The organism is Aeromonas sp. ASNIH5 (assembly GCF_002902865.1).
Lineage (GTDB): Bacteria > Pseudomonadota > Gammaproteobacteria > Enterobacterales > Aeromonadaceae > Aeromonas > Aeromonas caviae.
The window spans coordinates 1,915,147-1,935,305 of the sequence record NZ_CP026122.1; the positions used below are offsets into that span (position 1 = coordinate 1,915,147).

A 20,159-nucleotide genomic window follows, 5' to 3' on the forward strand; every position below is an offset into this window, starting at 1 on the left:
CTGACGCCACGGTAGGACTGCGGCCTGACCTTCCTTACAAAATAAAGGTCGACACCTGCTGGTTCAGGTTGGTGGCACGCCCCTTGAGGTTGTGCGCCTGATCCAGGTCGCGCATGGCGGAAGCGGTGATCTCGTCGCTCACATCCTTGATGGCGGTGGTGTTCTGGGTGATTTCACCGGTCACCTGGGTCTGCTCCTCGGCGGCGGTGGCGATCTGGCCCGCCATGTCGGAGATGAGGCTGACAGCCTGGGTGATCTCCTCCAGAGCCGCAGCGGCAGCGTCGGCATCCTTCACGCTGTTGTCCGCCAACCCCTGGCTGGTCTGCATCAGGCTCACCGCGCGGGCCGTGGTCTGTTGCAGGGTTTCGATGGTGGACTGGATCTCCTGGGTGGAATCCTGGGTACGGCGCGACAGCACCCGCACCTCGTCCGCCACCACGGCGAAACCGCGACCCTGTTCACCGGCACGGGCCGCTTCAATGGCCGCGTTCAGCGCCAGCAGGTTGGTCTGCTCGGCGATGCCCTGGATGGTGGAGAGGATGCCGGAGATGGCCTGGGCGTGACGGCTCAGCTCACCGATGACGCCGGTCGCCTGCCCCACTTCCTCGGCCAGGTTGTTGATGGACTGGCGAGTCTGGTTCACCAGGATCTTGCCCTGTTCACTGCTCTGGGCGGATTGCTGGGCGGCGGCAGCGGTGTTCTCGGCGTTGCCCGCGATCTCCATGGTGGCACTCGCCATCTCGGTGACGGCGGTGGCGACCATGGTCACCTCCTGTTGCTGGCGTTGCAGCTCTTCCACCGCGGCCTGGTTGGTCACCAGACTGCGTTCGGCATCGGCGTTCAGCTCGTTGGCAAGCTGACGGATGTTGGCGATGAGCTGATGCTGGCTGCCCACGAAGCGGTTGAAGCTGCCGGCGAGCTGGCCCACTTCGTCATTGGCGTCGATCTTGATGCGCTGGGTCAGATCGCCGTTACCGTCGGCGATGCGGGCCAGGGCCTGGGACACCTTGGTGAGGGGACCGAGCAGCAGGCTGACCAGCCAGGAGATGGCGAGGATGCTGCCCACCAGCACCAGCAGGGCCAGGCCGAGCTGGGTCATCAGCAGGGAGGAGAGCGGCGCCTCCAGGGTGCTCTTGTCCAGTACCAGCACCAGCTCCCAGTCGGTGTCCGGAATGTCCGTCGCCCACAGCAGCTTGTCACGCCCCTCGTTGTCGAAGAAAGCAGGCACCAGGCTGTTGCTCGCCTTGCTCTGCTCGATCAGGGCATTGGTCAGATCGTTGTCGATCTCGCTGGCCGGCTTCATCGCCTTGGCCGCATCCTTGTAGGCGATGACGGTGCCATCCTTGTGCATCAGGATGGCGAAGCCGTCCGCTGGCAGCTTCATCTTGGTGATGTCATCCACCAGGGAGGCGATGGAGAGATCCCCCCCCACCACGCCGCCTTGGGCAGGCTGGGCCAGGGTCACCACCAGGATGTTGTAGGCCACGTCGAGGTAGGGTTTGGTGACGATCATGCCGCCCTTGGCCATGGCTTCCTGATACCAGCCACGGGAGCGGGGATCGTAACCGTCACGGTTGATGGAGGGGTCGGAGTCGTTCATCTTGCCGCTGCCCTCACCAAAATAGGTGAGCTGGAAACGGCCGGACACCTGGGCCTGTTGCAGGGCGTTGAGGGGCTCGGCACCGGCCTTGTTGCCAAGGGCCTGGATGACGTCACGACGGGCGGCAAGCCAGTCGCTGACGCTGGCGGCCTGCTGGCTGCCAAGGCGCTGCACCTGTTCCTGACTGCCTTGCAGCAGCATGGACTTCTGGCTGGTGTAGCTCTGCCAGGAGAGCAGCAGGATCACCAGTGACAAGGCGATGACCACAGACAACAGTATCTTCTGCTTGAGTGATAGGTTTTTCATCGTGTTTTCTTCTTGTGGGGGTCGGGAACAGGATCAATCGGGAGTGCGTGGCACTGTGTGTTGTTAGCGGCCAATCCGCGTAAAACTGAAGCGGAGAATGGCGTGAGTGACGATATTTTACGCGGAAATTTTAAAAATGCTGCGGAAAATTGGAGCAGGAAAAAGAGCGGGGCCAGCCAACCCTGTTTATTCCTTCTGCAATTGGCTAGAATATCCCGTTTTTAAATCACATCGACCCCGAGAGTTTTCACGATGTTTGAAGTCAATCCTGTATTAAACAAGCTTAAGGAGCTGTCTGAGAGGACCGAGCTGCTTAGGGGGTACCTTTGACTATGACGCCAAGAAAGAGCGTCTGGAAGAGGTCAATGCCGAGCTGGAACAGCCGGATGTCTGGAACGAACCCGAGCGCGCACAGGCGCTGGGCAAGGAGCGCGTCTCCCTGGAGAACGTCGTCAGCACCATCGATACCCTGACCCAGGGCGTCGATGACGTCGAGATGCTGGTCAGCCTGGCCGTCGAAGGCGAAGACGAAGAGACCTTCAACGAAGCCGTGGTCGAAGCGGACGAGCTGGAGGCCAAGCTGGTGGATCTCGAGTTCCGTCGCATGTTCTCCGGTCAGCACGACGGTTCCGACTGCTACATCGACATCCAGTCCGGTTCCGGTGGCACCGAGGCCCAGGACTGGGCCAACATGGTGCTGCGCATGTACCTGCGCTGGGGTGATGCCCACGGCTACAAGCCCGAGCTCATCGAATGCTCCGAAGGCGACGTGGCCGGCATCAAGTCCGCCACCATCAAGTTCACCGGCGAGTATGCCTTCGGCTGGCTGCGCACCGAGACCGGCGTGCACCGCCTGGTACGCAAGTCGCCGTTCGATTCCGGCGGCCGTCGCCACACCTCGTTCTGCTCCGTGTTCGTCTACCCCGAGATCGATGATGACATCGAGATCGAGATCAACCCGGCTGATCTTCGCATCGACGTCTACCGCGCCTCCGGTGCCGGTGGTCAGCACGTCAACCGGACCGAGTCCGCGGTGCGTATCACCCACGTGCCGACCGGCGTGGTGGTGCAGTGCCAGAACGACCGTTCCCAGCACAAGAACAAAGATCAGTGTATGAAGCAGTTGAAGGCCAAGCTCTACGAGCTGGAAATTCAAAAGCAGAACGCTGAGAAGCAAGCCCTCGAAGAGACCAAGTCCGACATCGGCTGGGGCAGCCAGATCCGCTCCTACGTACTGGATGATTCCCGTATCAAGGATCTGCGCACCGGCGTCGAAACCCGCAATACCCAATCGGTACTCGACGGCGACTTGGACAAGTTTATCGAAGCCAGCCTGAAATCAGGCCTGTAAACAGAGCAGCAGGAATCACCATGTCTGAACAAACCACCACCCCGGAAGTCGACCAGACTCTCGAACTGAACAACGAGATGCTTGAGCGTCGCTCCAAGCTGGCCGCCTTGCGCGCCCAGGGCAACCCCTTCCCCAACGACTTCCGTCGTGACAGCCTCTCCGGCGATCTGCATGCCGAATTCGGCGACAAGAGCAATGACGAGCTGGTCGCCCTGGGTAAACAGGTGAAGATTGCCGGTCGCATCATGACCCGCCGGATCATGGGCAAGGCATCTTTCGCGACCCTGCAGGACATGGCTGGCAAGATCCAGATCTACGTGACCCGTGACGATCTGCCGGAAGGCTTCTACAACGAGCAGTTCAAGAAGTGGGATCTGGGTGACATCGTCGGTGTCGAGGGCACCCTGTTCCGCACCAACGCCGGTGAGCTCTCCGTACACGTCTCCACCATCCGCCTGCTGACCAAGGCCCTGCGCCCGCTGCCCGAGAAGCACAAGGGTCTGACCGACCAGGAAGCCCGCTGCCGCCAGCGTTACCTGGACCTGATCGCCAACGAAGAGTCCCGCAAGACCTTCGTGACCCGCACCAAGGTGGTGGCCGGCATTCGCAAGTTCCTGAACGACAAGCGCTTCATGGAAGTGGAAACCCCCATGATGCAAGTCATCCCGGGTGGCGCCTCCGCACGTCCCTTCATCACCCACCACAATGCGCTGGACATCGACATGTACCTGCGTATCGCTCCGGAACTCTACCTGAAGCGTCTGGTGGTCGGTGGTTTCGAACGTGTCTACGAGATCAACCGCAACTTCCGCAACGAAGGCATCTCCGTTCGCCATAACCCCGAGTTCACCATGCTCGAGTTCTATATGGCCTACGCCGATTACATCGATCTGATGGATCTCACCGAAGAGATGCTGCGCACCCTGGCACAGGACATCCTGGGCGACACCAGGATCCGTTACGCCAAAGAGGGCGAAGAGGGCCTGACCATCGATTTCGGTCAGCCGTTCCAGCGCCTCTCCATGGTCGACTCCATCCTGAAGTACAACCCAGGTGTGACCCGTGACGATCTGGCCACCCTGGAGAAGGCCACCGCCGTCGCCAAGGGTCTGAAGATCGAGCTGATGAAGAGCTGGGAGCTGGGCCACGTGATCACCGCGATCTTCGAAGAGACCGTGGAACACATGCTGCTGCAACCGACCTTCATCACCGAGTACCCGGCCGCCGTCTCCCCGCTGGCCCGTCGCAACGACCAGAACCCGGACGTCACCGACCGCTTCGAGTTCTTCATCGGCGGCCGCGAGCTGGCCAACGGCTTCTCCGAGCTGAACGATGCGGAAGATCAGGCCGAGCGCTTCCAGGCCCAGGTTGACCAGAAAGCCGCAGGGGACGACGAAGCCATGTTCTACGACGCCGACTTCGTCACCGCGCTCGAACACGGTCTGCCGCCGACCGCCGGTCAGGGTATCGGTATCGACCGTCTGGTGATGCTGTTCACCAACAGCCACACCATCCGCGACGTCATCCTGTTCCCGGCCTTGCGTCCACAAAAGTAAGAGCCTCAGAAACAGGGCCGCAGCAAAACGCTGCCGTCCATGGCAATCAAAACGCCCCGCAATTGCGGGGCGTTTTTTTATGCAGAAGTCACACAGTGACGAACGGTCATCGGTCCGCTGGTGCGACAGGGGGCAGCAGCCACTCCCCCTGCCACAGGGTCAGAGCCCGGCCCGCCATCAGCACCCGCTCCTCCTGCAATTCCAGCCTGAGATCCCCGCCTCGGGCCGAGACCTGGCGTGCCCGCAATTGCCGTTTGCCGAACCGCTCGGCCCAGAAGGGCACCAGGGCGCAGTGGTTGGAGCCGGTCACCGGATCCTCGTCCACCCCGACCCAGGGGGCGAAATAGCGGGAGACGAAGTCGTCCTCTCCCCGGCTCGATAGCGCCGTCACCATGATCCCCCGGCCCGGCAGCGCCCGCAGGGCGTGAAAATCGGGGGTGAGCGCGCGGACCGCCTCCTCGCTACCGAGTTCAAGCAGGAACTTGGCCCCGGCCGCCAGTGTGCGCAGCGGCTGGCAGCCAAGAGCCGTCCCATAGGCAGGGTCCAGCTCGAGGGGCGCCAGGGCAATGCGCGGAAAATCGAGCCAGATCCACTCCCCCTTCCCGCCGGGCCACCAACTCACCGCTGCGGGTCACGAAGCGGATGGGGAGCTCCCCTGACACCTCCCCCGTCTGCCACAGCACATGGGCCGCCGCCAGGGTACCATGGCCGCACAAGTCCACCTCCACTTGCGGGGTGAACCAGCGCAACCCGTAATGCCCCTCTCCCAGTTGGGTCAGAAAGGCGCTCTCAGAGAGGTTGAACTCCGCTGCCATGGCCTGCAGCTCGGCGTCGGGCCGCGCTTCCCCCAGCACCACCACGGCGGGGTTGCCTCCGAAGGGGTGATGGCTGAAGGCGTTGACATGATAGAGACGGGACATGGTTGCTCCTTGAGGCATGAGAGATCCCCGGGACAGGGGGCTCGGCAAGGCCATTTTTATATCACGGGCGCCCCGGGGCTGAGATGGATTTTGGCTTTATAAATTCATAAATCGCATAAAGAAGATATTTTTATTCTTTGTTGTTATTCATTTCACCCCTTACCCTGACCAAAAATCAGACCATGGAAGACATGTGTGATGCCATTGACAGCCCCCACCCTGAGCCCGCTCTCTGACGAACAGCAGCGCCAGCTCAACCAAGTTCTCACCACCCTCAATACCCAGCAACTGGCCTGGGTCAGCGGTTATCTCTACGGCCTCTCTCAGGCGGGCGTCCAGCCCGTGGCGAGCGCAGGCGCAGAAGTCGCGGCACCCGGCGGCAGCCTGACCATTCTCTACGGCTCCCAGACCGGGAATGCCAAGGGCGTGGCCAGCGCCATCAAGGCCCAGGCCGAGGCCCGCGGCCTGCCGGTGACCCTCACCTCCATGGCAGACTACAAACCCAAGCAGCTCAAGAAAGAGAGCCACCTGCTGGTGGTAGTGAGCACTTACGGGGAGGGGGAGCCCCCCGAGAGCGCCGTCGATCTGTTCGAGCAGCTCAAGAAGGGCAAGGTCGGCAAGCTGGAAGGGCTCAAGTTTGCCGTGCTGGGGCTGGGTGACAGCTCCTATGAGTTCTTCTGCCAGACCGGCAAGGATTTCGATGCCTTTCTCGCCAAGGCAGGGGCCGAGCGCATCCATGAGCTAGCTAGCCTCGATGTGGATTATCAGGATGCCGCCAAGGCCTGGGGCGAGCAGGCCGTTGCGGCGGTCGCCGCCACCCTCTCTGCCGGCGCCGCGACTGCCAGCGTGGCGGGCTCGGTGCAGGCCGCCGTCGGCCACAACCAGTACAACAAGGAGAACCCCTTCCCCGCCAGACTCTCGGTGAACCAGAAGATCACCGGCCGCGACTCCACCAAGGACATCCGTCACATCGAGATCAACCTGGAAGAGTCCGGCATCACCTATCAACCGGGGGATGCGCTCGGCATCTGGTTCGACAACGACGCCGATCTCGTGGGGGAAGTGCTGGCCCTGACCGGTCTCACCGGTGACGAGGCCACCCCCCATGGCAGCCTGCGCGAGGCGCTGACCCGTCACTACGAGCTGACCCGACTGCACGGGGGCCTGATCACGGGCCTCGCCGAGATCACGGACAACGCGGCGCTCAAAGATCTGGCCGGTGACAAGGCCCAGGTCAACGCCCTGGTCGCCTCTGCTCAAGTGGTGGACGTACTGAAACGCTTCCCGGCTTCCTTGAGTGCCGATCAACTGATCGCACTGCTGCGCCCCCTCACTCCCCGCCTCTACTCCATCGCCTCCGCCCAGAGCGAGGTGGAAGAAGAGGTGCACCTGACCGTCGGCGTGGTGCGCTACCGCCAAGAAGATGGCACAGTGCGAAGCGGCGGCGCCTCCTCCTATCTGGCGGACCGTCTGCCGGAAGATGCCGAGGTCCGGGTGTTCGTGGAGCACAACGACAACTTCCGACTGCCCGCCAATCCCGACACCCCCGTCATCATGGTGGGGCCGGGCACCGGCATTGCCCCGTTCCGCGCCTTCCTGCAGGAGCGGGAAGCACAGGGGGCAGAGGGCAAGAACTGGCTCTTCTTCGGCAACCCCCACTTCACCCAGGACTTCCTCTATCAGGTGGAGTGGCAGCGTTATGTGAAATCGGGCCTGCTGTCCAAGATCTCCCTGGCCTTCAGCCGGGATCAGGCCAACAAGATTTATGTGCAGGACCGTCTGCGCGAGGCAGGGCTTGAGCTCTACCAGTGGCTGGAAGCAGGCGCTCACTTCTATGTGTGTGGCGACGCCAACCACATGGCGAAGGATGTGCAGGAAGCCCTGCTGGAAGTGATTGCGGAACACGGCCACAAGAGCCGTGAGGAAGCAGAAGAGTATCTGAGCGAATTGCGTCGTGCCAAACGTTATCAAAGGGATGTCTATTGATGAGCAAACAACTTATTCCGGGACCGGTCGAAGGGCCGCTGGCTGACAACGAACGCCTCAAGCGCGAGAGCAACTTCCTGCGCGGCACCATCGCCGAAGATCTGCAGGACCCGCTCACCGGCGGCTTCAACGGCGACAACTTCCAGCTGATCCGCTTCCACGGCATGTATCAGCAGGATGACCGCGACATCCGCCCGGAGCGCGCCGCCCAGAAGCTGGAGCCCCTGCACAACGTCATGCTGCGCGCCCGCCTGCCCGGCGGCATCATCACCCCGGCCCAGTGGCAGGTGATCGACAAGTTCGCCGAAGAACACAGCATGTACGGCAGCATCCGCCTGACCACCCGCCAGACCTTCCAGTTCCACGGGGTACTGAAGCGCGACATCAAGCTGATGCACCAGACCCTCAACAGCACCGGTATCGACTCCATCGCCACCGCGGGGGACGTGAACCGCAACGTGCTCTGCACCAGCAACCCGGTGGAGTCCGAGTTGCACCAGGAGGCCTACGAGTGGGCCAAGAAGATCTCCGAGCACCTGCTGCCCAAGACCCGCGCCTACGTGGAGATCTGGCTGGATGGCGAGAAGCTGGGGGGTGACGAGGAGCCGATCCTGGGCTCCAACTACCTGCCGCGCAAATTCAAGACAACCGTGGTGATCCCGCCCCACAACGATGTGGACATCCACGCCAACGATCTCAACTTCGTGGCCATCGCAGATGGCGGCAAGCTGGTAGGCTTCAACGTGCTGGTGGGGGGCGGTCTGGCCATGACCCACGGCGACACCACCACCTACCCGCGCAAGGCGAGCGACTTTGGCTTCATTCCGCTCTCCCACGTGCTGGAGGTGGCGGCCGCCGTGGTCAGCACCCAGCGCGACTGGGGCAACCGGGTCAACCGCAAGAACGCCAAGACCAAGTACACCCTTGAACGGGTGGGGGTCGAGGCCTTCAAGGCCGAGGTGGAGAACCGCGCCGGCATCCAGTTCGGGCCGGTTCACCCCTATGAATTCACCAGTCGTGGCGATCGCTTCGGCTGGGTGGAGGGGATCGACGGCAAGCACCACCTGACCCTGTTTATCGAGAACGGCCGCCTGCTTGACTTCCCGGGCAAGCCCCTCAAGACCGGCATGCTGGAGATCGCCAAGGTGCATCAGGGGGACTTCCGCCTCACCGCCAACCAGAACCTCATCATCGCGGGCGTGCCTGCCGGCGAGAAGGCCCGCATCGAGGCGCTGGCGCGCCAGTACGGTCTGCTGGATGACGGCGTGAGCGAGCAGCGCAAGCAGTCCATGGCCTGTGTGGCCCTGCCCACCTGCCCCCTAGCAATGGCCGAGGCCGAGCGCATGCTGCCTGCCTTCGTCACCGACATCGAGGGGCTGCTGGCCAAGCACGGCCTGGCGGATGACGCCATCATCTTCCGGGTCACCGGCTGCCCCAACGGCTGCGGCCGCGCCATGCTGGCGGAAGTGGGTCTGGTGGGCAAGGCGCCGGGTCGCTACAACCTGCACCTGGGGGGCAACCTCGAGGGGACCCGCATCCCGCGCCTGCACCTGGAGAACATCACCGAGCCGCAGATCCTGGCCGAACTGGACGCCCTGATCGGCCGCTGGGCGAGCGAACGCAACCCGGACGAGTGCTTCGGCGATTTTGTCATTCGCGCCGGCATCATCGCCCCGGTTATCGACTCCGCGAGGGACTTCTATGCAGCCTGAACAGACTGATACAGCCCGGCTGGCGCGCACCGCCGACGGCCGGCTCGACCTCGACGCCCTCCTGGCCCTGGGCCGGGAGGAGCAGGTCGAGGTGCTGGCCCCCCTCAACCGGGAGCTGGACGCCATGAGCGCCCCCGAGCGGGTGCGCTGGGCCCTGACCAACCTGCCGGGGGAGCATGTGCTGTCGTCGAGTTTCGGTATCCAGGCGGCGCTCATGCTGCACCTGGTGAGCCGCGAGCGGGCCGACGTGCCCGTGGTGCTGACCGACACCGGTTATCTCTTCCCCGAGACCTACCGTTTCATCGACGAGCTGACCGAGCGTCTCGCGCTCAACCTCAAGATCTACCGGGCCGAACTCAGCCCGGCCTGGCAGGAGGCCCGCTTCGGCCTCCTGTGGGAGCAGGGGGTGGAGGGGATCACCCGTTACAACCAGCTCAACAAGGTGGAGCCCATGGACCGCGCCCTGAACGAGCTGGGTGCCCGCACCTGGTTCTCGGGCCTGCGCCGTGAGCAGTCCGGCAGCCGGGGCAAGCTGCCGGTGCTGGCCATCCAGCGCGGTCGCTTCAAGTTCCTGCCGGTGATCGACTGGAGCAACAAGGACGTCTTCTACTACTTCAAGGAGTTCGACCTCCCCTACCACCCCTTGTGGGAGCAGGGTTACCTCTCGGTCGGCGACGTGCACACCACCGCCAAGTGGGAGCCCGGCATGAGCGAGGAGCAGACCCGCTTCTTCGGCCTCAAGCGCGAGTGTGGCCTGCATGAGGAAGGTGGCGAGAGCGACGGCTCCGGCATCTGATCCCCCGGTCCGGCCATGTGCTGCGCCCCGCCCACAAAAAAACGCCCGGCAACTGCCGGGCGTTTTTCTTTGCGCAAAAGGGCGACGTTCCACCCCTCATTACATGGCGGCGGCGCGCGCCTGATTCAGCCAGTCGTTCACCAGCGCCTCGTGGCCCTTGAGCCAGGCATCGGCATGACGTTCCACGTCCGCCGGCTTGTTCTGCCCCTTGTTCATCAGGCCGTTCTGCACGTTGATGTCATTCAGCGGCAGCTTGACGATGGAGAAGAGCTTGGCGGCGGCCGGATTGGCTTCGGCAAACCGCTTGTTGGCAACAATGTGCATGGTGTTCACCGCAAAGCCGTAGTTCTTGCCGTTCGGCAAACGGGTCTTGGCCGCATCCGGGGCATCGGCGGGGACTTCCAGCCACACCACATCCTTGCCCGGCACCAGTTCGCTGCTGAGCCAGTAGGGGGTCCAGGTGTAATAGAGCACCGGCTTGCCGGCCTGGTAGCGAGCCAGGGTATCGGCGATCAGCGCCGCGTAGTTGCCCTGCTTGTGGGCCACCGTGGGGGTCAGACCAAAGGCGTCGAGGTGATGGTTGATCGCCCCCTCGCAGCCCCAGCCGGGGTTGCAACCAATGAGGTCGGCCTTGCCGTCGCCATCCCCGTCAAACAGCGCCGCCACCTCGGGATCCTTGAGCTGGCCCAGGTTGGTGATGCCGTATTGGGTCGCGGTCTTCTTGTCGATGAGGTACCCCTGGGCGGCACCGGCCACATAGGTGCCCTCACGGAAGAACACCTTGTCGCCCCCCGCCTGCTCGTACTTGTTGTCCTGCAGCGGCACCCAGTTGAACGCGAGGAAGGTGCCGTCTCCCTGGGCCACCGAGGCATAAGCCACGTTGTAGTCCACCTCCTGGGCGGGCTGGACATCGTAACCCAGACGCGCCATCAGCTTGCTCACCAGCAGGCTCTGGAAGGCCTCTTCCGGCAAGGAGCTCTGCAGGGGCTGAACGCGAACCCCCTCCCCCGGCAACTCGGCGCTGGCCATGGCGAGCGGGCTCAGCAGTTGGGTACTCAGCAGCAATGTGCCCAGGGTCAATCCTTTGGTGATCGGTCTCATGCATTTACTCCTTTGTAATCGATTTTCTTGTCACGACCGGCCAGGCGCAGCAGCAGGGCGGCGGGGCCGTGCTGATACCAGCGGCCGGTACGGGTGCGATCCGGTTGCCCCATCGCCTGGGTGAGGCGGTCGAGCACGATGGCCAGCAGTACAATGCCGAGGCCGCCGATGGAGGCGAGCCCCATGTCGAGCCGGCCGATGCCGCGCAGCACCATCTGGCCGAGGCCCCCCACCGCGATCATGGAGGCGATCACCACCATGGAGAGCGCCAGCATCAGGGTCTGGTTGACCCCGGCCATGATGGTGGGCATGGCGAGCGGCAGCTGTACCTTGAACAGCAACTGGGAGGGGCTGGCACCGAACGAGTGGGCCGCCTCCACCAGATCCGTGGGCACCTGGCGAATGCCCAGCATGGTGAGCCGGATCATGGGCGGCAGGGCGAAGATGACGGTCACCACCACCCCGGGCACGTTGCCGATGCCAAACAGCATCACGATGGGGATGAGGTAGACGAACGCCGGGGTGGTCTGCATGGCATCCAGCAGCGGCCGGGTCCAGGTGGAGAGCCGCTCGCTGCGGGCCAGCAGGATGCCGGTGGGCAACCCCAGCAGCACACAGAAGAACAGCGAGGTCAGCACCAGGGACAGGGTCACCATGGCATCGGACCAGGCCCCGATGAGCCCGATCCCCACAAGAGACGCGAGCGTGCCGAGCGCCATGCGGCCGTTCACCAGTTGCCAGGCAAGCAGGGCCAGGAGCCCCATCATCAGGGTGGAGGGCACCGTCTGCAGCAGATGGGTCATGGCGTTCAGGGTCAGCTCCACCGGTGCGCGGATCAGCTGGAACAGCGGCCGCAGGTTCTCCACCAGCCAGCCGATGCCCCCTTCCACCCAGGTATCCAGCGGCACCAGCGCCTGCTGGAAAGGATCCAGCCAGTCGATGGCGGTTGTGGTGTCGGCGGCTTCGATCTGGTTCTGCCAGTCGGTGGCCTGGGTGTCGGTACTGCCCCAGGGATCGGACACCTCGGTGGACGCAGGCGCGCTCCAGGGGTCTGCCGCCACCTCATCGGCCCGCAGGGAAGGGCTCGCCAGCAGCACCAGGGCCAGCAGCCCGCTCAGCAAGAAATGGGGATTCATCAGCTTCATGCCGGGGTACTCCTGTCCAGGGTGTTGAGCAGATTGGCCTTGGAGATGAGGCCGAGGTAAGTGCCATCCTCCTCGACCACGGGCACCTGACAGGGAGCGGCCGCCACCTGGCTTATCAGTTCATTGAGGGCGGTGTCCGCCAGAATGGGCTGAATGTCCGCCAGCAACGCCTGCTCCAGGCTGCCTTTGGCCCTTACCGCCTGACCGAGCGACTCCACCGAGACGACCCCGAGGAAGCGGCGGCTGCGATCCACCACGTACCCGAACTCCCGCTCAAGCTCCTTGAGCTGGCGCAGGGCGTTGCCCGGCCCGTCGGTGGTGTGCTTCTTGATGAGGGGCACCTGCTTGCGGCTGGCCACGTCGCGGGCGCTGAACACATGGGCCAGATCCACCCCGCGAAAGAAGGCGCGCACATAGTCGTTGGCGGGCTGGTTGAGGATCTCGTCCGGGGTGCCCACCTGCACCAGCTGGCCATCCTGCATGATGGCGATGCGATCGCCGATGCGCATCGCCTCGTCCAGATCGTGGGAGATGAAGACGATGGTGCGCTGCTGACTGGCCTGCAGCTTGAGCAGCTCGTCCTGCATCTCGGTGCGGATCAGGGGATCCAGCGCGGAGAAAGCTTCGTCCATCAGCAGAATGTCGGGGTCATTGGCAAGGGCCCGGGCCAGCCCGACCCGCTGCTTCATGCCGCCGGAGAGGGCATCCGGATAAGCCTCTATCCACTGCCCCAGCCCCACCTGATGGAGCGCCTGACGGGCGCTCTGCTGGCGCTCCGCCAGCGGTACACCGGCCAGCTCCAGCCCGAAGGCGGTATTTTCCAGCACACTCAGGTGCGGCATCAGGGCGAAAGACTGGAATACCATGCTGATCTTCTTGCGGCGCACCCGGCGCAGCTCGCGCTCCGAGATGGCGGCGATGTCCTCGCCATCGATCAGCACCTGGCCGCGGGTCGGCTCGATCAGCCGGTTGAAGAGACGCACCAGGGTGGACTTGCCCGAACCGGAGAGGCCCATCACCACGAAGATCTCCCCTTCGTTGATGGACAGATTGACATCCTGGACCCCCAGGGTCTGTCCGGTCTTTTTCAGGATACTGGCGCGATCATGCCCTTTCGCCAGCAATTTGAACGCTTTATCCGGCTGATCGCCGAAGATTTTGTAGAGGGATTTGACCTCGAGTTTGACTGTCATATTGTCCTTTTTTCTTGGCCGACGCCTTGCCTGGCAAACCGTCGAACGTGAGCCAATTACTTTTAACACTAAGCAATTATACACCCAAATAAAAGAACCAATTGAAGCCACCCTGGAAAGGTTAAATTTAAGTAATTGATTTTTATTGGTTATTTTTATTCATAAAAATCCATTAAATCACGATAAAAACGCCTATAACAGACAGGGTCGCCACAGTAGCGATGCACTTGCAGCACATTTTATTAATGATTAAAGGGCGTTAGCAGCAGGCGAAAAGAGAGGGCGGGGACGACGGCGCCCATCGGGGCGATGAATGGCTTATTCATTACATAACTAATCATTTTAATGTCACGCATTCCGGATATTGCTTCAGGCACCTTCAACCATGCCGGTTCAGCCCCCTTCTCTTTGCAGTAACAGGGCACAAAAAAGCCCCCGGCTGTCGCAAGGGGCTCTTCATGGCATCAGAGGGCTCAGCGCCGCTGCCAGGTCTCGAAACAGTAGGGATGGGGGTTCTTCTCGTCAGGCTGATGGGACTCGCGCTCGATGCACGACCAGTCGTTCTCATCGAAGGCCGGGAAGCGGGTATCCCCTTCCACCGCCAGATCGATGCGGGTCAGATAGAGCCTGTCGGCCCGTGGCAGCAGCTGGCCGTAGAGATGACCGCCCCCGATCACCATCAGCTCCGCGACGTCACTATCCGCCAGCAGGGCCAGTGCGGCCTCCACCGAGTCGATAACCTCCACGCCGTCGGCCCGGTAGTCGGGGTTGCGGCTGATCACCAGATTGCGGCGCCCGGGCAGCGGTCGTCCGATGGATTCAAAGGTCTTGCGCCCCATCAGCACCGGCTTGCCCAGAGTGACCCGCTTGAAGTGGGCCAGATCCGCCGGCAGGTGCCAAGGCATCTGGTTGTCCAGCCCTATCACCCGATCGTGGGCCATGGCGGCAATCATGGAAATCATCATGGGGTCAACCTCTCGCACCGTCGTCAGATAATGGGGCGGTTACGGTACACGACCAGAGAGGGGATCGCCAAACCGAAACTCAGGGCCCCCACGATAAAGAGCGCCTTGAGGCCGTTCTCCACCGCGCTCTGAAGCAGCTCCATGGTCACCCCGGAGATATTGAGCTCGACGATGGCGATCATGGTCTTGAACGCGTAGCTGCCCGGGATCATGGGGATGATGGAGGCGACGCTGAACACCGGGCGTGGTGCCAGCAGGCGGCGCGACCAGTAGACACAGACAAAGCCGACCGTGGTCGCCGCTGCCAGGGTGGCCCACTCGATGGGCATGCCGTAGTGGATGAGCAGGGTACGCAGGCTGTGGGCCAACGCGCCCCCCATGGCGCAGTATTTCAACATCCGTGGCGGCACGTTGAACAGCATGGCAAAGCCCACCGCCGGAATGGCCGACCAGAAGGCATCCTTGGCCAGCAGCCAGAGCAGTTCCATCATACCTTCCACCCCCAGATACCGGTCACCGACATGGCGAGAATGATCCCTATGGCTGCGCTGATGGTCAGCAGTGTCGCCGTGCCCCAGCGGGCCAGCCCCATGTTGAAGTAACCCTTCACCATGTCGGAGACCGCATTGATGAGCGGGAACCCCGGCACCAGCAGCAACACGCTGGCGGCCATGGCGAGATAGGGTTGTTCGCCCCAGCCGAAGAAGGTGGCGCTGGAAGCGAGCAGGGTGGCGATAAACCCGGTGGCGGCAAAGTTGATGAGGGGGCTGTGGTGATGGCGGGCAATGAGCTGGCGCACCCGCATGGCGACCGAGGCCGAGCAGCAGGTCACCAGGAAGATGGGCCAGTCACCGCCAAACAGCAGGCTGAAGGCACCGCAGGAGAGCCCCACCATGGGCACCACCAGCCAGGGGTGATAGTGGAACGGCGTGATGGCCTCGAGGCGCTGACGTACCTCGCGCGCGCCGATAAGCGACTTTTCCGTCATGATGCAGATGCGCTGGATCTCGCACACCACCTGCATGTTGATGCCGTGCTCCCGTACCCGGCGGGTGGTGGTGACGCAACTGCCCTGGTAGAGACTGGTGAGGACGATGGCGCTGGAAGAGATGGCCATCTCGACGCTCTCCAGCCCGAGCGCCATGCCGAGCCGGACCGTGGTCTGCTCGATGATGCGGCTCTCCGCCCCAAACTGGGCCAGCATCTGGCCCGCCTTGACGATGATCCGGGTGATCTCCGTCTGCTGCTCTCGCGACAGCACCCTTCCTGGTGTGATGCTTCTCATGATCCCTTTGAGTCATAGCAAGATGAAATGTGTCTGGATATTACCCCAAAATAAATACACCTTCATCCATCTCTATCGGACTGCGGGCACTGGTCACTATTATTCAGCCGCCCGGGGAACATTTGCAGCAAATAAAAAACAATTTACCCAACTTGCTTAACAACTTGTTTGAGAAGGGGTGAAACAAATTAATAAATACCCTGTTTTTTTATATCTTGAACAGGGCCGTGAATTATTTCCGTTTCAGATAACTGGAAAACGCTATCACATTATCCGGCAGCGGGGGCTCTGCCATTTCCTGACAAGATTCGTTCTGCAGATCCAGAATGTGCTGGCGCATGGCGTAGACGGAGTCATGCATCATGTTGGCTATCCGGATGCAGCTGTCGAGGTTGTTTCTTGCCAGGCGGCGCTGGCAGTCGATGCGAAATTGCAGACCTCGCAACCGACGTTGCCGCTCTGGCCCCACCTGGGCGATCAAGGTCTCTATCTGCTGGTGCAGCAGCGCGTCGAGTCGCTCCGGCTCGGCCAGCGCCCAGTACTTCAGGGTATCGAAATCAGGCAGCTCCATATACCCTCCTGGCCGGACCTCGCCCATGGAATGGAACGACGCCGGGCACATCACTATTTCACTGTCCCTAGGGAAGGTTATATAGGATGGTGGCGATTTTGGGCCATTCACCGCCGAGCCACAGGAGTCCGGTTTTTGGCACGGATTGCGCATCGTTGGCGGAAAAAATCATTTATTCCTTATGATTCATGAAATTAACCGAATCCGGCCTGCGTCAGTTTTTTTATAAAATTTCAGCGCCATTTTTCTCGGCCTTATGCCTTATTAAGGGACTTTCCTCAAAATTGTTTTTCATTCGACTCTCCCCCAAGCTCGACGCCCTCCCCTTGTCCCATCCGGCGGTTTAACATATCTCACTGATTATGTTATTTTATTTACCACTTTATTGCGGCAACCAAGGGCAGACCATGAGCAAGGCAAGAATCGGTATCGTCACCGTCAGCGATCGCGCCAGTGCAGGCATCTACGAAGATCTCTCCGGCAAGGCCATCATCGACACCCTGAACGCCTACCTGACCTCGGAATGGGAGCCCGTCTATCAGGTGATCCCCGACGAGCAGGATCAGATTGAGGCGACCCTGGTTCGGCTGGTCGACGAGGAGCAGTGCTGCCTTGTCGTTACCACGGGGGGCACCGGGCCGGCCAGGCGGGATGTGACCCCGGAGGCCACCGAGGCGGTGTGCGATCGCATGATGCCGGGCTTTGGCGAGCTGATGCGGGCCGAGTCCCTCAAGTTCGTGCCGACCGCCATCCTGTCGCGCCAGACCGCCGGCCTGCGCGGCAGCTCGCTCATCGTCAACCTGCCGGGCAAGCCCAAATCGATCCGCGAGTGCCTGGATGCGGTCTTCCCCGCCATCCCCTACTGCATCGACCTGATGGAAGGGCCCTATCTCGAGTGCGACGAGGCCATCATCAAACCGTTCCGCCCGAAGAAATAAGCACTGGGCGGGGATTTCCCCCGCCCTTTGCTCATTTGCGCCCGTACACCTTGACCCCCGCCCTGCTCCCTTCCGAATTGCCGTACACCTCGATGCGCTTGATGCAGAGTCGGCTGCCGAGGGATTGCCACCCCGACTCCTGATCCTCTCTCAACACCTTGTCGAAATAGAGGGTCTTGCTGCGATCGTTGCCGTAGAACACCTTGACCCGCTCCAGGGTCAACTCCCGCCCTGCCTTGACCATGATGGATTTGGTCGGCCGGCAGGCGAGCATGGGAATGATGGCGGGATGATCGCCGACCCCGAGCAGAATGGTCTGCCCCAAGCGGATATCCTCGTCGGCCATGGCGGGGGGAACAGCAGCCCCCAGCAACGCCATGGGTACGCAGATGCGCAACGCGCGGGCAAGAGTGGACGAGGAGTGAAGGGAAAACAGCGCTGACATGATGCCTCCTGAAAAAAGGAGTCATGATAAGGACCCGATGCCAGACCCAAGCTGTACTGGCCCTGTACCAGGGGCCATGACAATGGCAGGAGGCCCGTTACCCCTGCCGGACGCGCTAACCGCCCCACATGGCCGACAGCCGCGACTCCATGGCCTCTTCCTGCTCATCCGGCAGCTCGGTGAAGAAGTCGAGCCCGGTCTGCTCCTCCACCTCATCCACCGTCACCACATAGTCCGCCAGCCGACTGGCCGAGACGTTCTCTTGCGGCAGAATGAAGGCGATGGCCCGCTTGCCCGCCAGATCCATCACCACCCGGTAGTAGGCGTGGGGCACGGTCACGCCGTTGCCGATGGCGCCATCGGAGTGGGTGAAGATGGGGCCGGTGATCACCTGCACGCTCTTGTAGGTGATGGCCCACTGCCGGGTCTTCTCCTCCAGGATGCGCCAGGCCCCCTGGTTGAGCGCCGGCAGTTGCGGGGTCATGTTGGTCAGCAGGAAGCTCTGCTTCATGGTGTTGGCGGTGGAGCGCATGTCCGCCGCCGGCGCCTGGTGGCCGCGGTCATAGCCCGAGCCCTTGTAGTCCGACAGGGTGGCGCGAAACTGCACCGGCACCTCCTTGTCCTCGGCGAAGGCATCCTTGCGCGGCACCTGACCCTGGGCGCTGGTCGCCGTCATCCGGTAAGAGACCCAGTCAGAGACCTTGGTGTCGTAGTTGTACCCGGCGGCATAGCCCTCCCGGCACAACAGCTGACTGGATTGACCGGGTACCCCCAGGGTGACGTGCTCCCCGCACTGGAATCCCGCCGCCAGGCTCGGGAAAGTGGTGAGAGTGAATCCGATAGCCAGAACTAATTTATTGATATTATTCATTATTATGCCACTCCTTATGTTAGGCGGAGTGATTTGACACCAGGTCGGATGAGTAAGGCAATCGCACAAATAGCGAGCAATCCGGAAATGTGAAGAGGACGGCAAAACCGCAAACAAGGCGCCGCCAACCGGGGGATTGTCATCCCGCCGTCACTGTGCTGAGGGGGGAATTTCTCCAGCACTATCAGAGAGATAAGGGGTCAACACCGAGGCACTCTGTCAGCGCAGCGCCCGGCTCCCGCCACGCACGCCCCTGGCCGGGTCAGGGAATATCGAAAAAACCCAACGAAATAAGGGATCCTCAAGCCCGATAATTAGTCCGCGCTTGTTTGCTCGAGATCAAACGAAGCCATGAAAAGCCCTCTAGAATCAGCCCGTCATCTATTTGGGGCGCCATGAAAGGGGGCCGTTCATTGCGAAAATGCCCGCAGGATTTCTCCTTCATGAATAAGCATGCCCCGTTGCCGGAATACATCATGACGCCGCCTCATGCCACGCTTCAAATAACGATGACGACAGACCTTTCATAACAATTAATCCGGTCTGGCACCGCGTACCCTGCGTTTCCAACGATGCCATTCCTGGCCTTCCTGCCGGAAGGCCAGGAATGGCCGTGCTTTTCAATCAGGATAAGGATGCATGATGAAAAAGTCCCTGCTGGCTGGCGCCCTGCTGCTCTGCCCTGCCGCCTTTGCCGCCACCACACACTGGGAATACAGCGGCGAGGCCGGCCCGGCGAAATGGGCCAGCCTGACCCCGGAATATGGCCAGTGTGCCGGCAGCAACCAGTCGCCGGTCAACCTCTCAGGTCTGGTGAAGGCCGATCTGGCCCCCCTGCAGTTCCACTATCAGGCGGGTGGCAAGACGCTGGTCCACAACGGCCACACGGTGCAGGTCAACTATGCCCCCGGCAGCACCCTTGAGCTCGACGGCATGCACTTCGAGCTCAAGCAGTTCCACTTCCACGCCCCCAGCGAAAACCTCATCGAAGGCAGGTCCTACCCCCTGGAGGGTCACCTGGTCCATGCCAATGACAAGGGGGAGCTGGCGGTGGTCGCCGTGATGTTCGAGCCGGGCCAGGCCAATGGGGCACTGAGCCAGGCCTGGCAGGTGCTGCCAGCCAAGGCGGGGGAGATCCATGCCTTCAAGGAACCCATCTCGGCAGAGCAACTGCTGCCCGCCCAGCACGACTACTACCGCTTCAGCGGGTCCCTGACCACCCCACCCTGCTCGGAAGGAGTGCGCTGGCTGGTGATGAAGGAGCCGGTCCAGGCCAGCCAGGCCCAGATCGATGCCTTCAAGGCGGTGATGCACCACCCCAACAACCGCCCCGTCCAACCTCTCAACGGGCGACTGGTGCTGGAATAAGGGGGTTATCTCACCGATTCGCGCAATAAAAAGAGGTTCTTCGCGGGATC

17 protein-coding genes and 1 pseudogene are annotated in these 20,159 nt (G+C 62.0%); 7 read left to right on the forward strand and 11 right to left on the reverse strand.

Features of this window, described 5'->3' with window-relative positions; genetic code table 11:
- Positions 1–34 precede the first annotated feature (34 nt).
- Positions 35–1,906 carry a methyl-accepting chemotaxis protein gene (locus C2U30_RS08715; protein ID WP_041215693.1) on the reverse strand — a complete coding sequence of 624 codons (1,872 nt, stop codon included), beginning with the start codon at positions 1,904–1,906 and terminating at the stop codon, positions 35–37.
- Between the two features lie 252 nt (positions 1,907–2,158).
- On the opposite strand from C2U30_RS08715, the gene prfB reads away from it, so the two are divergent.
- Positions 2,159–3,257 (forward strand): peptide chain release factor 2 gene (gene prfB, locus C2U30_RS08720; RefSeq protein WP_102948437.1). Its coding sequence is split into 2 segments (ribosomal slippage): positions 2,159–2,233 and positions 2,235–3,257, totalling 1,098 coding nucleotides; the frame shifts between segments, so codons are not numbered across the junction.
- Positions 3,258–3,277: 20 nt separating this feature from the next.
- Positions 3,278–4,813 (forward strand): lysine--tRNA ligase, encoded by a 1,536-nt coding sequence (gene lysS, locus C2U30_RS08725; RefSeq protein ID WP_010675428.1) that lies wholly within the window; start codon positions 3,278–3,280, stop codon positions 4,811–4,813.
- Positions 4,814–4,919: 106 nt separating this feature from the next.
- Here lysS and C2U30_RS08730 read toward each other — a convergent pair.
- Positions 4,920–5,733 (reverse strand): annotated as a pseudogene (locus tag C2U30_RS08730) (PhzF family phenazine biosynthesis protein).
- Between the two features lie 198 nt (positions 5,734–5,931).
- On the opposite strand from C2U30_RS08730, the gene C2U30_RS08735 reads away from it, so the two are divergent.
- From C2U30_RS08735 to C2U30_RS08745, 3 genes are read left to right on the forward strand one after another with little or no spacing between them, the layout of a single operon-like run.
- Positions 5,932–7,719, forward strand: a complete 1,788-nt coding sequence (locus tag C2U30_RS08735) for an assimilatory sulfite reductase (NADPH) flavoprotein subunit (protein WP_103243633.1) — start codon at positions 5,932–5,934, stop codon at positions 7,717–7,719.
- On the forward strand, positions 7,719–9,431 hold the full coding sequence (gene cysI / locus C2U30_RS08740; RefSeq protein WP_103243634.1) for an assimilatory sulfite reductase (NADPH) hemoprotein subunit: 1,713 nt from the start codon (positions 7,719–7,721) through the stop codon (positions 9,429–9,431). Before C2U30_RS08735 ends, cysI begins: the two co-directional genes overlap by 1 nt.
- On the forward strand, positions 9,421–10,227 hold the full coding sequence (locus C2U30_RS08745; protein ID WP_103243635.1) for a phosphoadenylyl-sulfate reductase: 807 nt from the start codon (positions 9,421–9,423) through the stop codon (positions 10,225–10,227). Before cysI ends, C2U30_RS08745 begins: the two co-directional genes overlap by 11 nt.
- Before the next feature lie 99 nt (positions 10,228–10,326).
- Here the strand turns inward: C2U30_RS08745 and proX are convergent, their stop codons facing one another.
- The 7 genes from proX to C2U30_RS08780 form a co-directional block, all read right to left on the reverse strand.
- Complete coding sequence (proX, locus tag C2U30_RS08750) at positions 10,327–11,328, reverse strand: glycine betaine/L-proline ABC transporter substrate-binding protein ProX (protein ID WP_043154276.1); 1,002 nt, start codon at positions 11,326–11,328, stop codon at positions 10,327–10,329.
- On the reverse strand, positions 11,325–12,473 hold the full coding sequence (gene proW / locus C2U30_RS08755) for a glycine betaine/L-proline ABC transporter permease ProW (protein ID WP_103243636.1): 1,149 nt from the start codon (positions 12,471–12,473) through the stop codon (positions 11,325–11,327). Before proW ends, proX begins: the two co-directional genes overlap by 4 nt.
- Positions 12,470–13,666, reverse strand: a complete 1,197-nt coding sequence (gene proV / locus C2U30_RS08760) for a glycine betaine/L-proline ABC transporter ATP-binding protein ProV (RefSeq protein WP_043154281.1) — start codon at positions 13,664–13,666, stop codon at positions 12,470–12,472. The genes proW and proV overlap by 4 nt, the downstream gene beginning before the upstream one ends.
- Before the next feature lie 473 nt (positions 13,667–14,139).
- Positions 14,140–14,631: a type 3 dihydrofolate reductase gene (gene folA, locus C2U30_RS08765; RefSeq protein ID WP_043154283.1), complete on the reverse strand. Its 492-nt coding sequence runs from the start codon at positions 14,629–14,631 to the stop codon at positions 14,140–14,142.
- A gap of 23 nt (positions 14,632–14,654) precedes the next feature.
- Positions 14,655–15,122, reverse strand: coding sequence for a threonine/serine exporter family protein (locus tag C2U30_RS08770; protein WP_010675437.1), 468 nt, complete (start codon positions 15,120–15,122; stop codon positions 14,655–14,657).
- The gene (locus tag C2U30_RS08775; RefSeq protein ID WP_042014428.1) at positions 15,119–15,916 is read right to left on the reverse strand and encodes a threonine/serine ThrE exporter family protein; all 798 of its coding nucleotides are present in this window, start codon (positions 15,914–15,916) and stop codon (positions 15,119–15,121) included. The genes C2U30_RS08770 and C2U30_RS08775 overlap by 4 nt, the downstream gene beginning before the upstream one ends.
- A gap of 232 nt (positions 15,917–16,148) precedes the next feature.
- Positions 16,149–16,487, reverse strand: a complete 339-nt coding sequence (locus C2U30_RS08780; protein ID WP_010675440.1) for a DUF3135 domain-containing protein — start codon at positions 16,485–16,487, stop codon at positions 16,149–16,151.
- Between the two features lie 407 nt (positions 16,488–16,894).
- Here C2U30_RS08780 and mog point away from each other — a divergent pair, with 407 nt between their 5' ends.
- Positions 16,895–17,425, forward strand: a complete 531-nt coding sequence (gene mog, locus C2U30_RS08785; protein WP_039040332.1) for a molybdopterin adenylyltransferase — start codon at positions 16,895–16,897, stop codon at positions 17,423–17,425.
- A 31-nt stretch (positions 17,426–17,456) separates the two neighbouring features.
- Here the strand turns inward: mog and C2U30_RS08790 are convergent, their stop codons facing one another.
- Together C2U30_RS08790 and C2U30_RS08795 are read right to left on the reverse strand one after the other, a co-directional pair.
- A complete protein-coding gene (locus tag C2U30_RS08790; RefSeq protein ID WP_029314779.1) occupies positions 17,457–17,804 on the reverse strand; it encodes a DUF2541 family protein in 348 nt (115 codons plus the stop codon).
- Between the two features lie 181 nt (positions 17,805–17,985).
- Entirely contained in the window at positions 17,986–18,741 is a 756-nt protein-coding gene (locus C2U30_RS08795; RefSeq protein WP_103243637.1) for a DNA/RNA non-specific endonuclease, read from the reverse strand.
- A gap of 642 nt (positions 18,742–19,383) precedes the next feature.
- Here C2U30_RS08795 and C2U30_RS08800 point away from each other — a divergent pair.
- Entirely contained in the window at positions 19,384–20,109 is a 726-nt protein-coding gene (locus C2U30_RS08800) for a carbonic anhydrase (protein ID WP_103243638.1), read from the forward strand.
- The last annotated feature ends 50 nt before the right edge of the window (positions 20,110–20,159 follow it).

Coding starts and splice junctions, on each gene's coding strand:
- C2U30_RS08745 (WP_103243635.1), top strand. CDS start 9,421: ATGCAGCCTGAACAGACTGATACAGCCCGGCTGGCGCGCACCGCCGAC.
- C2U30_RS08800 (WP_103243638.1), top strand. CDS start 19,384: ATGAAAAAGTCCCTGCTGGCTGGCGCCCTGCTGCTCTGCCCTGCCGCC.
- C2U30_RS08735 (WP_103243633.1), top strand. CDS start 5,932: ATGCCATTGACAGCCCCCACCCTGAGCCCGCTCTCTGACGAACAGCAG.
- proX (WP_043154276.1), bottom strand. CDS start 11,328: ATGAGACCGATCACCAAAGGATTGACCCTGGGCACATTGCTGCTGAGT.
- C2U30_RS08795 (WP_103243637.1), bottom strand. CDS start 18,741: ATGAATAATATCAATAAATTAGTTCTGGCTATCGGATTCACTCTCACC.
- lysS (WP_010675428.1), top strand. CDS start 3,278: ATGTCTGAACAAACCACCACCCCGGAAGTCGACCAGACTCTCGAACTG.
- cysI (WP_103243634.1), top strand. CDS start 7,719: ATGAGCAAACAACTTATTCCGGGACCGGTCGAAGGGCCGCTGGCTGAC.
- C2U30_RS08770 (WP_010675437.1), bottom strand. CDS start 15,122: ATGATGGAACTGCTCTGGCTGCTGGCCAAGGATGCCTTCTGGTCGGCC.
- proV (WP_043154281.1), bottom strand. CDS start 13,666: ATGACAGTCAAACTCGAGGTCAAATCCCTCTACAAAATCTTCGGCGAT.
- proW (WP_103243636.1), bottom strand. CDS start 12,473: ATGAAGCTGATGAATCCCCATTTCTTGCTGAGCGGGCTGCTGGCCCTG.
- folA (WP_043154283.1), bottom strand. CDS start 14,631: ATGATGATTTCCATGATTGCCGCCATGGCCCACGATCGGGTGATAGGG.
- mog (WP_039040332.1), top strand. CDS start 16,895: ATGAGCAAGGCAAGAATCGGTATCGTCACCGTCAGCGATCGCGCCAGT.
- C2U30_RS08715 (WP_041215693.1), bottom strand. CDS start 1,906: ATGAAAAACCTATCACTCAAGCAGAAGATACTGTTGTCTGTGGTCATC.
- C2U30_RS08780 (WP_010675440.1), bottom strand. CDS start 16,487: ATGGAGCTGCCTGATTTCGATACCCTGAAGTACTGGGCGCTGGCCGAG.
- C2U30_RS08775 (WP_042014428.1), bottom strand. CDS start 15,916: ATGAGAAGCATCACACCAGGAAGGGTGCTGTCGCGAGAGCAGCAGACG.
- C2U30_RS08790 (WP_029314779.1), bottom strand. CDS start 17,804: ATGGCGTTGCTGGGGGCTGCTGTTCCCCCCGCCATGGCCGACGAGGAT.